Below are 13,654 nucleotides of genomic sequence, written 5' to 3'. Positions count from 1 at the left end.
TTCACTGATTGAAGGGATCAGCGGATTTTCCCGTCCGCCGGTTTCAGTTGCTCTTTGTCGAAGTCATCGACATCGATCACCTTGCGCCGTGCGGCTTCGGCATCACGCAGGGTCTGGGCTTCCGCCGCTTGCAGCACGCCCGCCTCCAGCGCCGCATCGATGACGTGTTCGCCGGCAACCGGTTTGACCTGACCGCTTTTGAGCGAGGTGTGCAGTTTTTTGTGCAGCGGTTGCGCGGCATTCAGTTGATCGCAGGCATGTTGCAGCGCACCCACGGCATCGTCCGCCGATTGCGGGCGATAGCAGCCGGCGAGCAACTCTTCCAGCGCCGGATCGCCTTTGGCCCGACCGATAACCGCTGCCACTTCGGCACCGAGTCGGTCCGACGGACCTTTGTGGCGGCGACCGAACGGGAACACGATCACGCGCAACAGACAGCCGAAAACCCGGTTCGGGAAATTGGTCAGCAGCTCATCCAGGGCCTTTTCCGACTGCCCGAGGCTTTCTTCCATCGCCCATCTGAACAGCGGTTCCATATAGGCCGGGTAATCAAGGTCGTGATAGCGCTTGAGCGCTGCGGAGGCCAGATACAGGTTGCTCAGCACATCGCCCAGCCGTGCCGAAAGACGTTCGCGACGTTTCAGTTCACCGCCCAGCAGCATCATGCTCAGGTCGGCGAGCATGGCAAATGCCGCAGCCTGACGGTTGAGTGCGCGGAAATACCCCTGGCTGAGCCTGTCACCCGGGGCGTGTTCGAAATGGCCGAGTCCCAGGTTCAATACCAGCGTGCTGGCGGCGTTGCTCACGGCAAATCCGATGTGCCTGAGCAGCAGGCCGTCGAACTCCTTGAGCGCCTGGTCCTTGTCCTCGCGACCGGCGAGGGCCATTTCCTTGAGAACGAACGGATGGCAGCGGATCGCGCCCTGGCCGAAGATCATCAGGTTGCGCGAGAGAATGTTCGCGCCTTCCACGGTGATGAAGATCGGCGCGCCGTTCCAGCTGCGGCCCAGGTAATTGTTCGGGCCCATGATGATTGCCTTGCCGCCGTGCACGTCCATGGCGTGGCTGATGCACTCGCGGCCGCGTTCGGTGAGGTGATACTTGAGGATCGCCGACAGCACCGAAGGCTTCTCGCCCAGATCCACCGCGTTGGCGGTCAACATGCGTGCGGCGTCCATCATCCACGCGTTGCCACCGATGCGGGCCATGGCTTCCTGAATGCCTTCGAAGGCGGACAACGGGACATTGAACTGCTCACGAATCTGCGCGTACTGCCCGGTGACCAGGCTGGTGAACTTGGCCGCGCCGGTACCTACTGCCGGCAGGGAGATCGAACGGCCGACCGACAGGCAGTTCATCAGCATCATCCAGCCTTTGCCGAGCATGTCCTGGCCGCCGATCAGGAAATCCAGCGGAATGAATACGTCCTTGCCTGAGTTGGGGCCGTTCATGAACGCTGCGCCCAGCGGCAGGTGGCGGCGGCCGATTTCAACACCGGGGGTATCGGTCGGAATCAGCGCGAGGCTGATGCCCAGGTCTTCCTTGTCGCCGAGCAGGTGGTCCGGGTCATACGCCTTGAAGGCAAGGCCCAGCAGGGTCGCGACCGGACCGAGGGTGATGTAGCGCTTTTCCCAGTTCAGGCGCAGGCCGAGGGTTTCCTTGCCTTCCCACTGCCCCTTGCAGATGATCCCGGTGTCGGGCATCGCTCCTGCATCGGAACCGGCGAGGGGGCCGGTGAGGGCAAAGCACGGAATATCGTCACCCCGGGCCAGGCGGGGCAGGTAGTGGTTTCGCTGTTCGTCGGTGCCGTAGTGCAGCAGCAATTCGGCCGGACCGAGGGAGTTGGGCACCATCACGGTGGAGGCAAGATCGCCGCTGCGGGTTGCCAGTTTCATCGCCACCTGGGAGTGGGCATAGGCAGAGAAGCCTTTACCGCCGAATTCCTTGGGAATGATCAAGGCGAAAAAGCCGTGTTCCTTGATGTGGTTCCAGGCTTCGGCGGGCAGGTCCATCGACTGGCCGATCTGCCAGTCGGTGACCATGGCGCAGAGCTCTTCGGTCGGGCCGTCGATAAAGGCCTGCTCTTCTTCGCTCAGCTGCGCCTTGGGATAGGACAGCAGTTTTTCCCAGTCCGGACGACCGCTGAACAATTCGCCGTCCCACCACACCGTGCCGGCATCGATGGCATCGCGCTCGGTCTGCGACATCGGCGGCAGGGTTTTCTGGAACCAGCTGAACAGCGGCGCGCTGAAGTGCTTGCGGCGCAGATCCGGCAGCAGCAACGGAGCCGCGACGATGGCCAGTACGACCCAGAAGATCAGCAGCAGCCAGCCCGGCGCGTGGCTGAAGATCCCCATCGCCAGCAGATAAGCCGCGACGATGCCCAGTGCCGGCAGCGGGGCGATGCGTCGGTGGGCCAGATACGCCACGCCGACGATCAGAACCAGTATCCACAACAACAGCATATGTAATCCTCCGTGAACCAGGGCAAGCGACCCTCCAGAGCTTAGACGGCATCTGCAAATCAGGGTGGTCAGAGCAGGGTGATCTGAATCGTGGGAATGCCTGGATATCTTTTGTAAGTCAGGTGGGCAACATCCGTGGGAAATCGTTCGCCGACTCCGCGGCTTTGCGTCCATGTTTGGCCGAAACGTCGTTATCTTTGTGCTGAACCTCTCGCTAGACTCGGATTTCATCCAGGAGAACATCGTCATGCGCGAGTATCTGAGCCCCGGCCGCTTCATCGATAGTGACCACCCCTCGGTGGTGGAGTTCGCAGAACAGCACCGTGGGGCCAGCCGAGACCCGCGCGCGCAGGCGATCAGTCTTTATTACGCGGTGCGTGAGGCGGTGCGTTACAACATGTACACCTTCAGCCGCGACCCGCAGACCTTGCGCGGCAGTCACGCGCTGGCGGCGGGTGAAAGTTATTGCGTGCCCAAGGCCACGCTGCTCGCCGGTTGCGCGCGCCATTGCGGGATCCCGGCACGCATCGGTCTGGCGGATGTGAAAAATCATCTGTCGACGCCGCGCCTGCTGGAGCTGCTGAGAAGCGAAGTGTTCGCCATGCATGGTTATACCGAGCTGTTTCTCAATGATCGCTGGGTCAAGGCCACACCCGCGTTCAACCAGAAGCTCTGCGAAATGTTCAATGTTGCGCCGCTGGAATTCGACGGCATGAACGACAGCGTTTTCCACCCGTACAACAGCGATGGCGCACTGCTGATGGAGTACCTGGTCGATCACGGCCAGTTCGCCGATGTACCGGAATCCTTTTTCTTCGAACATCTGCAGAAATGCTATCCGCACCTGTTCAACGATCAGCAGACGCCACTGGCCAGCGACATGCACGGTGATGTCGGCAGCCGCTGATCCGGCGTATGCTGCTCGCCCACTCAATGGAAAAGAGGCGGTCATGCTGAAGATCTGGGGTCGCAAGAATTCGTCGAATGTCAGAAAAGCGTTGTGGGCTGCCGAAGAGCTCGAACTGGACTACGAGGCGATCGATGCCGGTGGTGCGTTCGGGGTGGTCGACACGCCACAGTACCGGGCGATGAATCCGAACGGTCGGGTGCCGGTGATCGAGGACGACGGTTTCGTGTTGTGGGAATCCAACGCCATCGTCCGCTACCTGCTGGCCAGGCACGCAGCCAACACTTCGTGGTATCCGGCGGACCTGCAAACCCGCGCGATCGCCGACAAGTGGATGGACTGGACCACGTCCAGTTTTGCCGGGCCGTTCCGTACGGTGTTCTGGGGCGTTCTGCGCACCCCTGCCGAAAAGCAGGACTGGCCGGCGATTCATGCCGCGATCAAGGAATGCGAAGGCTTGCTGGTCATGGCCGATCAGGCCCTGAAAAACCAGCCGTACCTGTCCGGCAGTGAAATCGGCATGGGCGACATTCCGCTCGGCAGTTTCATTTATGCCTGGTTCGAAATGCCGATCGAGCGTGCGCCGATGCCGCATCTGGAGGCCTGGTACGCGCGACTGAAGCAGCGCCCGGCCTATCGCAAGGCCGTCATGACCGCGTTGACTTAATACCTACTATCGACACACTTGACTGTACTTGTGCGGCGACGGCAAGCACCATTGCGCGTGTGCGCCGCGGTTGTTTCCCTCGCCGCCCGCCGTCATTCAGTCCTATTTCTCTTCTTGGTGCGTAATCCGATATGAGTTCCGCTCTGTCCATCCGGCAGCTAACCAAAACCTACGGCAACGGGTTCCAGGCCTTGAGTGGTATCGATCTGGACGTCGCCGAAGGTGATTTCTTCGCCTTGCTCGGCCCCAACGGCGCCGGCAAGTCCACGACCATCGGCATTCTCTCCACCCTGGTGAACAAGACCAGCGGCACGGTGAACATCTTCGGTCACGACCTGGACAAGAACCCTGCGGCCCTCAAACGCTCGATCGGCGTGGTGCCCCAGGAGTTCAACTTCAACCAGTTCGAAAAGACCTTCGACATCGTCGTGACTCAGGCCGGCTACTACGGCATTCCGGCGAAGATCGCCAAGGAACGCGCCGAGCTGTACCTGACCCAGCTTGGCCTGTGGGACAAGCGCGATGTGCCGTCGCGTTCGCTGTCCGGTGGCATGAAGCGGCGTCTGATGATCGCCCGGGCGCTGGTGCATGAGCCGCGTCTGCTGATCCTCGACGAACCGACCGCCGGGGTGGATATCGAACTGCGCCGTTCGATGTGGACGTTCCTCACCGAGCTGAACCAGAAAGGCATCACCATCATCCTCACCACGCATTATCTGGAGGAGGCCGAACAGTTGTGCCGCAACATCGGCATCATCGACCACGGCTCCATCGTCGAGAACACCAGCATGCGGCAGTTGCTTGGGCAGCTGCATGTGGAAACCTTTCTGCTCGACCTGAAGAACGACTTGAGTGTCGCGCCACAACTGGCCGGTTATCCTGCCCGGCTGGTGGATGCGCATACCCTGGAAGTCCAGGTCGACAAGTCCATGGGTATCACCGCGCTGTTCGGCCAGCTGGCCCTGCAGAACATCGAGGTGCTGAGCCTGCGCAATAAAACCAATCGCCTTGAGGAGCTGTTCGTGTCCCTGGTGGAAAAAAACCTGTCGAAGGTGGCGGTATGAGTTCCGAACTGCGCCCCAACCTCGTCGCCCTCAATACCATCGTGTACCGCGAGGTCCGGCGATTCATGCGGATCTGGCCGCAAACCCTGCTGCCGCCGGCGATCACCATGGTTCTGTACTTCGTGATCTTCGGCAACCTGATCGGCAAGCAGATCGGCGGCATGGGCGGTTTCTCCTATATGGAGTACATCGTGCCGGGGCTGATCATGATGTCGGTGATCACCAACTCATACGGCAACGTGGTATCGAGTTTCTTCGGCAGCAAGTTCCAGCGCTCCATCGAAGAACTGATGGTGTCGCCGGTGTCGCCACACACGATTCTGATCGGCTACACCCTCGGCGGCGTGCTGCGGGGCCTGATGGTAGGCATCATCGTGACCATTCTGTCGCTGTTCTTCACCAGCCTGCAGGTGCATCACCTGGGCATCACCGTGCTGGTGGTGGTACTGACGGCCACGATCTTCTCGCTGCTGGGGTTCATCAACGCCGTGTTTGCACGTAACTTCGATGACATCTCGATCATCCCGACGTTTGTGCTGACCCCGCTGACCTACCTGGGTGGCGTGTTCTATTCGATCACCTTGCTGCCGCCGTTCTGGCAGACCGTGTCACTGGCCAACCCGGTGCTGCACATGGTCAACGCCTTCCGGTACGGCATCCTCGGTGTGTCGGACATCCGTATCGGCATTGCGATCACTTTCATGCTGGTGGCGACCGTGGTGTTGTATTTCGGTTGTGCGCGGTTGCTGGTGAGCGGACGCGGCATGCGTACCTGATTCATCTGCCGGTTCAATGCAATGCAAAACGGCCTCCTGCAACGGAGGCCGTTTTGCATTCATGGCTGGCGACTTTTCCTGCGCCGCGCCCACTGTCGGGCGACCCACCAGCGCCAGTACATCATCACCAGGCAATAGGCGAGGGCGCCCAGCGTCAGTCCGACCACCACCGAACCGAGCAGGAACGGTTGCCACAGGGTCGAAAGTTCGCCACTGATCCACTCCCAGGTCAACGAATCCGGCAGGGTGCGGGCGGGGATGTCCATCAGCCACGCCCCGACTTTGTAGGTGCAGTAGAACACCGGCGGCATGGTGACCGGATTGGTCAGCCAGACCAGGCTGACAGCGATCGGCATGTTGCCGCGCACGGTGATGGCCAGTGCGGCGGCTACCAGCATCTGCGCGGGAATCGGCAGGAAAGCCGCAAAAATGCCGACCGCCATGGCCCGGGCTACCGAGTGCCGGTTGAGGTGCCAGAGGTTCGGGTCATGCAGCAACTTGCCGAGAAAGCGTAAGGATTTGTGTTCCCTGATGCTCGTCGGGTCGGGCATGTAACGTTTGAATAAGCGCCGGGGCATAAGGCTTCTCGGTCGGTCCAGGCGGCAAGTATGTCTGGATTCTATGAGCCGCCCATTCAGACTTTGTGACAATTGTTGACGACTTCTCTGCTCCACAAGCGCTATGCCTGATGAGGGACTCTCAAGGACGGGCGTATGCGCACAGGGATGATGGCGCTGGCAGTCGGTCTGCTGGCACCGGTTTTTTTGCCGGCGATACCGTCGGTCGGATGGATGGTTCTGTTGTCGGGCGTGGCGCTGATGCTCTTGCCGTTTCGCACCAGTGCACTGGCTTTTTTGCTGTTCGGCATCACCTGGTCGTGCATTGGTGCGCAATGGGCGCAGGATGATCGATTGTCGGCGGAGTTGGATGGCGAGACGCGCTGGATGGAGGGGCGGGTGGTCGGCCTTCCGCAAACTGGCGATGCTGTGGTGCGGTTCGAACTGGCCGATGCCCGCTCGCGTCACGAAAAACTGCCGTCGTTGATGCGCCTGGCCTGGTACGAAGGGCCACCGGTCAAGAGTGGCGAACGATGGCGCCTGGCGGTCAAGCTCAGGCGCCCCGGCGGGCTGCTCAATCCCGACGCCTTCGATTACGAGGCCTGGTTGCTGGCGCAACGCATCGGCGCCACCGGTTCGGTGAAGGACGGCCATCGGCTGGCGCCGGCGCAAGGGGCCTGGCGCGACAGCATCCGCCAGCGTTTGCTGGAAGCGGATACCCAAGGGCGGGGCGCAGCGCTGGCGGCGTTGGTACTGGGTGATGGCTCGGGGCTCGGTCGCGAGGACTGGCAGATATTGCAAGACACCGGCACCGTGCATCTGCTGGTGATTTCCGGGCAGCACATCGGTCTGCTGGCGGCTGTGATGTACGGGTTGGTCGCGGGACTGGCACGCTTCGGTGTGTGGCCATTGCGTTGGCCCTGGCTGCCGTGGGCCTGTGGGCTGGCATTCATGGCGGCATTGGGATATGGCCTGCTGGCCGGGTTCGACGTACCGGTGCGGCGGGCCTGCGTGATGGTCGCGCTGGTCTTGCTGTGGCGATTGCGATTTCGCCATCTCGGTGCCTGGTGGCCGTTATTGCTGGCCTTCAATGGTGTGTTGTTGATGGATCCGCTGGCCAGTCTGCGTCCGGGATTGTGGTTGTCCTTTACGGCAGTGGCGGTGCTGATTTTCACGTTTGGCGGTCGTCTGGGACCTTGGCGCTGGTGGCAGACATGGACCCGGGCGCAATGGCTGATCGCGATTGGCTTGTGCCCGGTGTTGTTGATCCTGGGCCTGCCGATCAGCCTCAGTGGGCCATTGGTCAATCTGCTGGCGGTACCGTGGATCGGTTTTGCGGTGCTCCCCCCGGCATTGCTCGGCACCTTGTTGTTGCCGATCCCCTATGTCGGCGAAGGTCTGTTATGGCTGGCCGGCGGGTTGATCGATGGATTGTTCAGGGCTCTTGCCCTGATTGCCGGGCGCTGGCCGGCATGGGGCGCCGCTTCGATGCCCGGTTGGATTCTGTTGCTGGGCTGTATCGGTGCCGTGCTGCTGTTGCTTCCCCGGGGTGTTCCATTGCGGCCTCTGGGCTGGCCGTTGCTGCTGGTGCTGGCATTGCCGCCCCGGGAGCGCCTCGACGAAGGCGTGGCCGATGTCTGGCAACTGGACGTCGGTCAGGGGCTGGCGATTCTGATCCGCACCCGTAACCACACATTGTTGTACGACAGCGGCCCACGCTTCGGTGATTTCGATGTCGGCGAGCGGGTGGTGCTGCCGGCCTTGCACAAACTGGGTGTGGAGCGAATCGATTTGATGATGCTCAGTCATGCCGATGCCGATCACGCGGGGGGCGCACGCGCCGTGGCGAAAGGCTTGCCGGTCGGTCGGGTGATCAGCGGCGATCCTCCCGGGTTGCCCGAGGAACTGAATGCCGAGGCCTGTGAAAGTGGCCGGCAATGGCAGTGGGACGGTGTTGCCTTTCATCAATGGCAGTGGTCCGGCGCCCATGACAGCAATCAGCGTTCCTGCGTATTACAGATCGAAGCCAACGGCGAGCGGTTGCTGCTGACAGGCGACATCGACAGCGCTGCCGAACGGGATCTGCTCGACAGCGCGCTGGCGGTTCCCACCCAGTGGTTACAGGCCCCGCACCATGGCAGCCGCAGTTCTTCCTCAATGGCCTTGCTCAAGGTTTTGCAGCCGCAGGCTGTGCTGATTTCCCGTGGGCAGGGCAATTCGTTCGGCCATCCGCACCCGACGGTCGTCGCCCGCTACCGTAAATTGGGAATACGCATCCATGACAGCGTCGAGCAGGGCGCCATTCATCTGCAACTGGGCCGGTTTCAGCCGGCCCGATCGATGCGTCAGCAACGTCGGTTCTGGCGTGACCCGCCGTTGTCGGGAGCAGAGATCCGTTGAGCACGGTCGTCGGGGCGACGGGTCTTTATCGTGAACCGGTATGGTAAAGTGGCGCACTTTTTCGAGGGGGCTGTCACTGTGTGGGAATTGGTCAAATCCGGCGGCTGGATGATGTTGCCGATCATTCTGAGTTCCATCGCCGCCATGGCGATCGTCGCCGAACGCCTGTGGACGCTGCGCGCCAGTCGCGTCACCCCTGAGCATCTGCTGGGCCAGGTCTGGGTCTGGATCAAGGACAAGCAGCTCAACACGGAAAAACTCAAGGAACTGCGCGCCAACTCGCCGCTGGGTGAAATCCTCGCCGCGGGCCTGGCCAACTCCAAGCATGGTCGCGAGATCATGAAAGAGTGCATTGAAGAAGCCGCCGCCCGGGTCATCCACGAGCTGGAGCGCTACGTCAATGCGCTGGGCACCATCGCCGCCATGTCGCCGCTGCTGGGGCTGCTGGGCACGGTGCTGGGCATGATCGACATTTTCAGCGCCTTCACCGGTTCCGGCATGACCACCAACGCTTCGGTATTGGCCGGTGGTATCTCCAAGGCGCTGATCACCACGGCGGCGGGTCTGATGGTCGGTATTCCGTCGGTGTTCTTCCACCGTTTCCTGCAACGCCGCATCGATGAGCTGGTGGTGGGCATGGAGCAGGAAGCGATCAAACTGGTGGAAGTGGTGCAGGGCGACCGTGACGTCGATCTGGCCGGGGGCAAAGCGTGAAATTCCGTCGCAAGCCCCGGGAAACCATCGATATCAACCTCGCGTCGCTGATCGACGTGGTGTTCATTCTGCTGCTGTTTTTCGTCGTGACCACCACCTTCACCCGCGAGACGCAGCTGCGCGTCGACCTGCCTGAAGCGGTCAGCGGCTCGCCGGCCGAGGATCAGCAGCTCAAGCAACTGGACGTCGCCATCAGCGCTGAAGGCGTGTTCTCGGTGAACAACAAAATTCTGCCGAAGAACGACCTGGCGACCCTGATGGAAGCCATGCAAAAAGAATCCAATGGTGACACCAACATGCCGTTGTCGATCAGTGCCGATGGCAAGACCCAGCACCAATCCGTGATCACCGCCATGGACGCGGCCGGCAAGCTCGGTTTCAGCCATCTGCGCATGACCACGGTCGAGGCGGCGCCCAAATCCTGATGGCCATGTCCGATCGTCTGCTCGCCGCGTGGTATCAGGGGCATCCGGCCCTGACCCTGTTGCGGCCGCTGGAGTGGCTGTATCGCCGCGTCGTCGCCGGCAAGCGCCAGCGTTTTCTCGACGGCGAGGGCGAGATCTACCAGTCGCCGGTGCCGGTGATCGTGGTCGGCAACATTACTGTCGGCGGCACCGGCAAGACGCCGATGATCCTGTGGCTGATCGAACACTGTCGGCGCAGCGGGTTGCGGGTCGGGGTGGTCAGTCGCGGCTACGGCGCCAGGCCGCCGCAATTGCCGTGGCGGGTCAATGCAGATCAGCCCGCCGACATCGCGGGCGACGAGCCGCTGCTGATCGTGCAGCGCACCGGTGTGCCATTGATGATCGACCCGAACCGGGCCGCCGCCGTCAAAGCCTTGCTGGCCAGTGAGCCGCTGGATCTGATCCTCTCCGACGACGGCATGCAGCATTATCGTCTTGCGCGTGACCTGGAGCTGGTGCTGATCGATGCCGCCCGCGGATTGGGCAACGGGCGCTGTCTGCCCGCAGGCCCCTTGCGTGAACCGGTCGAGCGCCTGCAAAGCGTCGATGGCGTATTGTTCAACGGTGCCAGCGAGGATCGTGACGACGGTTTTGCCTTCCGACTGCAACCCACGGCGCTGGTCAATCTGCAAAGCGGCGAACGCCGGTCACTCGATCATTTTCCGCCCGGGCAGTCGTTGCATGCGGTGGCCGGCATCGGCAACCCGCAACGTTTCTTCAATACCCTCGAAGCGCTAGACTGGCGGCCTGTGCCCCACGCGTTTGCCGACCACGCCGAATACAGCGTGCAGGCCTTGAGTTTCACGCCGTCATTGCCAGTGGTGATGACCGAAAAGGACGCGGTGAAGTGCCGCGCCTTCGCTGCCGCCGACTGGTGGTACCTGGCGGTCGATGCCGTGCCGTCGCCGGCCTTCGTGGCCTGGTTCGACACACAGTTGATGCGTCTGCTGCCGGATCGGCTTTTGCCTTAAACCGTTTTTATCCAGGGAATGTTCATGGACACCAAACTGCTCGACATCCTCGCCTGCCCGGTCTGCAAAGGCCCGCTCAAGCTCAGCGCCGACAAGACCGAACTGATCAGCAAGGGCGCCGGCCTGGCGTACCCGATCCGTGACGGTATCCCGGTGATGCTGGAAAGCGAAGCCCGCACCCTGACCACCGACGAGCGTCTGGATAAATGACCACAGCCTTCACCGTTGTCATCCCGTCGCGCTACGCCTCGACCCGCCTGCCGGGCAAACCGCTGCTGGACATCGCCGGCAAGCCGATGATCCGGCACGTCTGGGAGCAGGCGAGCAAAAGCGGCGCCAGCCGCGTGGTCGTGGCCACCGACGATGCGCGCATCGTCGAAGCCTGCAAGGCTTTCGGCGCCGAAGTGGTGCTGACCCGTGAAGATCACAATTCCGGTACCGACCGCCTGGCCGAAGTCGCCGCGAAGCTGGGCCTGGAGCCGGATGCCATTGTGGTCAACGTCCAGGGTGACGAACCGCTGATCCCGCCAAGCGTGATCGATCAGGTTGCCGCCAACCTCGCGGCCCATACCGAAGCGCGCATGGCCACCCTGGCCGAGCCTATCGAAGACGTGGAAACCCTGTTCAACCCGAACGTGGTCAAGGTTGTCAGCGACCTCAACGGTCTGGCGCTGACCTTCAGTCGTGCGACCCTGCCGTGGGCCCGTGACGCATTCGCCAAGAGCTGCGACGTGCTGCCGGAAGGTGTGCCGTATCGCCGTCACATCGGCATCTATGCTTACCGCGCCGGCTTCCTTCAGGACTTCGTGAGCTGGGGCCCGTGCTGGCTGGAAAACACCGAATCCCTCGAACAGTTGCGTGCCCTGTGGCACGGCGTGCGGATTCACGTGGCTGACGCGCTGATCGCGCCGCCGACCGGGGTCGACACCGCTGAAGACCTCGAGCGCGTCCGTCGCCTGCTGGAGGCCTGATGCGCGTTCTGTTTGTGTGCCTGGGCAATATCTGCCGTTCGCCAACCGCCGAAGGCGTATTGCGCCACAAGTTGCGCGAAGCCGGGCTGGCGACTCAGGTTGAAGTGGCCTCCGCCGGCACCGGTGACTGGCACGTCGGCAATCCGCCCGACAAGCGCAGCCAGGCCGCGGCCAGACTGCGTGGTTACGACCTGTCGGCGCAACGGGCGCAACAAGTCAGCCGCGCCGATTTCGCCAGCTACGACCTGATCCTCGCCATGGACAACAGCAACCTGCGCAACCTCAAGGCGCTGCAACCGTCCACCGGCAAGGCCGAGCTGGACCTGTTCCTGCGTCGCTATGAGGGCGAAGTCGATGAAGTGCCGGATCCGTATTACGACGGCGATCAGGGGTTCGAGCAGGTGCTGGATCTGATCGAGCGCGCCTGCGACCGGTTGTTGATCGAAGTGAAGGGCCGGTTATGAGTTTGCAGGTACATCCTCAGGTTTCCCTGAAACCGTTCAACACCTTCGGCGTCGACGTTCGTGCGCAACTGTTTGCCGAAGCCCACAGTGATGCTGATGTGCGCGAAGCCTTGGCTTACGCGACCTCCCACGACGTGCCGTTGCTGGTGATCGGCGGCGGCAGCAATCTGTTGCTGACGGCGGACATTCCGGCGCTGGTGCTACGTATGGCCAGCCGCGGCATCCGTGTTGTCAGTGATGACGGCAACCGCGTGGTGATTGAAGCCGAAGCCGGCGAGCCTTGGCACCCGTTCGTGCAGCACACGCTGGCGCAGGGTTTCTCGGGGCTGGAAAACCTCAGCCTGATCCCCGGCACCGTCGGCGCCGCACCGATGCAGAACATCGGTGCCTACGGGGTCGAGATCAAGGACGTGTTCGCCGGCCTGACGGCGCTGGATCGTCAGACCGGCGAGTTGCGCGACTTCAGTCTGCAGGAGTGCCACTTCGCTTACCGCGACAGCGTGTTCAAGCAGCAGCCTGGGCGCTGGTTGATCCTGCGGGTGCGCTTTGCACTGGACCGCTTCGCCCATCTGCATCTGGAGTACGGTCCGGTGCGTCAGCGCCTGACCGAGCAGGGCATCGAGCGGCCAACGCCGACGGATGTCAGCCGCGCCATTTGCAGCATCCGCAGCGAGAAACTGCCGGACCCGGCGGTGCTGGGCAATGCCGGCAGTTTCTTCAAGAACCCGCTGGTGTCGGCAGCCGTTGTGGCGCAGATCAAGGCGCAGCACCCGGATCTGGTGGCCTACGCGCAACCGGACGGGCAGATGAAACTGGCGGCGGGTTGGCTGATCGAGCGGGCAGGCTGGAAAGGTTTCCGTGAGGCGGATGCCGGCGTGCATAAATTGCAGGCGCTGGTGCTGGTCAATTACGGTGCGGCGACCGGGCTGCAACTGCTCGATCTGGCGCAACGTATCCAGAAAGACATTGCAGAGCGTTTCAATGTCGAGCTGGAAATGGAGCCCAACCGTTATTGAGGCTACGCTTTCAAGGCGCCATCCAGAGCCCTGCACTATTTAAAAAAGTGCAGGGCTTTTTTGTTAATCCCGGGTTAACTTAGCCAGCTAACGATAAACCCCTTTGCTCTACCAAAGGCCCGGTGCAGACGTTTTCGTCGGCACAAGAGAGCCTCATTAGCCTGAGTCGATCTGCGTGAACCCACCGCTGATTTCCGGCGGCAGATTGCTCGACCCCA

Annotated in this window: 14 protein-coding genes; 12 read left to right on the top strand and 2 right to left on the bottom strand. The window is 62.0% G+C overall.

The genetic code is table 11. From position 1 onward, the window contains the following. Positions 1–17: 17 nt before the first annotated feature. Positions 18–2,465 carry an acyl-CoA dehydrogenase gene (locus ACK6BI_RS10715; protein WP_409317053.1) on the bottom strand — a complete coding sequence of 816 codons (2,448 nt, stop codon included), beginning with the start codon at positions 2,463–2,465 and terminating at the stop codon, positions 18–20. Positions 2,466–2,712: 247 nt separating this feature from the next. Here ACK6BI_RS10715 and ACK6BI_RS10710 point away from each other — a divergent pair, with 247 nt between their 5' ends. The 4 genes from ACK6BI_RS10710 to ACK6BI_RS10695 all read left to right on the top strand — a co-directional run bounded on the left by ACK6BI_RS10710 (position 2,713) and on the right by ACK6BI_RS10695 (position 5,879). Then, complete coding sequence (locus ACK6BI_RS10710) at positions 2,713–3,372, top strand: transglutaminase-like domain-containing protein (RefSeq protein WP_409317052.1); 660 nt, start codon at positions 2,713–2,715, stop codon at positions 3,370–3,372. A gap of 43 nt (positions 3,373–3,415) precedes the next feature. Further along, positions 3,416–4,039: a glutathione S-transferase family protein gene (locus ACK6BI_RS10705; protein WP_409317051.1), complete on the top strand. Its 624-nt coding sequence runs from the start codon at positions 3,416–3,418 to the stop codon at positions 4,037–4,039. 131 nt (positions 4,040–4,170) lie between these two features. Further along, on the top strand, positions 4,171–5,103 hold the full coding sequence (locus tag ACK6BI_RS10700; protein WP_065257252.1) for an ABC transporter ATP-binding protein: 933 nt from the start codon (positions 4,171–4,173) through the stop codon (positions 5,101–5,103). Next, positions 5,100–5,879 (top strand): ABC transporter permease, encoded by a 780-nt coding sequence (locus ACK6BI_RS10695; protein WP_065257251.1) that lies wholly within the window; start codon positions 5,100–5,102, stop codon positions 5,877–5,879. The genes ACK6BI_RS10700 and ACK6BI_RS10695 overlap by 4 nt, the downstream gene beginning before the upstream one ends. Positions 5,880–5,938: 59 nt before the next feature. On the opposite strand, the gene ACK6BI_RS10690 is transcribed toward ACK6BI_RS10695, so the two are convergent. Beyond that, a complete protein-coding gene (locus ACK6BI_RS10690; RefSeq protein WP_409317050.1) occupies positions 5,939–6,457 on the bottom strand; it encodes a DUF2062 domain-containing protein in 519 nt (172 codons plus the stop codon). A gap of 135 nt (positions 6,458–6,592) precedes the next feature. Here ACK6BI_RS10690 and ACK6BI_RS10685 point away from each other — a divergent pair, with 135 nt between their 5' ends. From ACK6BI_RS10685 to murB, 8 genes are all read left to right on the top strand, one after another. Further along, positions 6,593–8,836 carry a DNA internalization-related competence protein ComEC/Rec2 gene (locus ACK6BI_RS10685; protein ID WP_409317049.1) on the top strand — a complete coding sequence of 748 codons (2,244 nt, stop codon included), beginning with the start codon at positions 6,593–6,595 and terminating at the stop codon, positions 8,834–8,836. A gap of 78 nt (positions 8,837–8,914) precedes the next feature. Further along, positions 8,915–9,550: a MotA/TolQ/ExbB proton channel family protein gene (locus ACK6BI_RS10680; RefSeq protein WP_176704393.1), complete on the top strand. Its 636-nt coding sequence runs from the start codon at positions 8,915–8,917 to the stop codon at positions 9,548–9,550. After that, positions 9,547–9,975, top strand: a complete 429-nt coding sequence (locus ACK6BI_RS10675; RefSeq protein ID WP_105705320.1) for a biopolymer transporter ExbD — start codon at positions 9,547–9,549, stop codon at positions 9,973–9,975. Before ACK6BI_RS10680 ends, ACK6BI_RS10675 begins: the two co-directional genes overlap by 4 nt. Next, positions 9,975–10,985, top strand: a complete 1,011-nt coding sequence (gene lpxK, locus ACK6BI_RS10670) for a tetraacyldisaccharide 4'-kinase (RefSeq protein ID WP_409317048.1) — start codon at positions 9,975–9,977, stop codon at positions 10,983–10,985. Before ACK6BI_RS10675 ends, lpxK begins: the two co-directional genes overlap by 1 nt. A gap of 24 nt (positions 10,986–11,009) precedes the next feature. After that, on the top strand, positions 11,010–11,195 hold the full coding sequence (locus tag ACK6BI_RS10665) for a Trm112 family protein (RefSeq protein WP_003179363.1): 186 nt from the start codon (positions 11,010–11,012) through the stop codon (positions 11,193–11,195). Then, the gene (gene kdsB / locus ACK6BI_RS10660) at positions 11,192–11,956 is read left to right on the top strand and encodes a 3-deoxy-manno-octulosonate cytidylyltransferase (RefSeq protein WP_409317047.1); all 765 of its coding nucleotides are present in this window, start codon (positions 11,192–11,194) and stop codon (positions 11,954–11,956) included. The genes ACK6BI_RS10665 and kdsB overlap by 4 nt, the downstream gene beginning before the upstream one ends. Then, positions 11,956–12,420, top strand: coding sequence for a low molecular weight protein-tyrosine-phosphatase (locus ACK6BI_RS10655; RefSeq protein WP_409317046.1), 465 nt, complete (start codon positions 11,956–11,958; stop codon positions 12,418–12,420). The genes kdsB and ACK6BI_RS10655 overlap by 1 nt, the downstream gene beginning before the upstream one ends. Continuing rightward, positions 12,417–13,436 (top strand): UDP-N-acetylmuramate dehydrogenase, encoded by a 1,020-nt coding sequence (murB, locus tag ACK6BI_RS10650; RefSeq protein WP_409317045.1) that lies wholly within the window; start codon positions 12,417–12,419, stop codon positions 13,434–13,436. The genes ACK6BI_RS10655 and murB overlap by 4 nt, the downstream gene beginning before the upstream one ends. Positions 13,437–13,654 lie beyond the last annotated feature (218 nt).

This window comes from Pseudomonas sp. KCJK9016 (genome assembly GCF_046231795.1).
Taxonomy (GTDB): Bacteria; Pseudomonadota; Gammaproteobacteria; order Pseudomonadales; family Pseudomonadaceae; genus Aquipseudomonas; species Aquipseudomonas bananamidigenes.
Note: the sequence above shows the minus strand (reverse complement) of the source record. Positions and strands in the feature narration are given on the sequence as shown.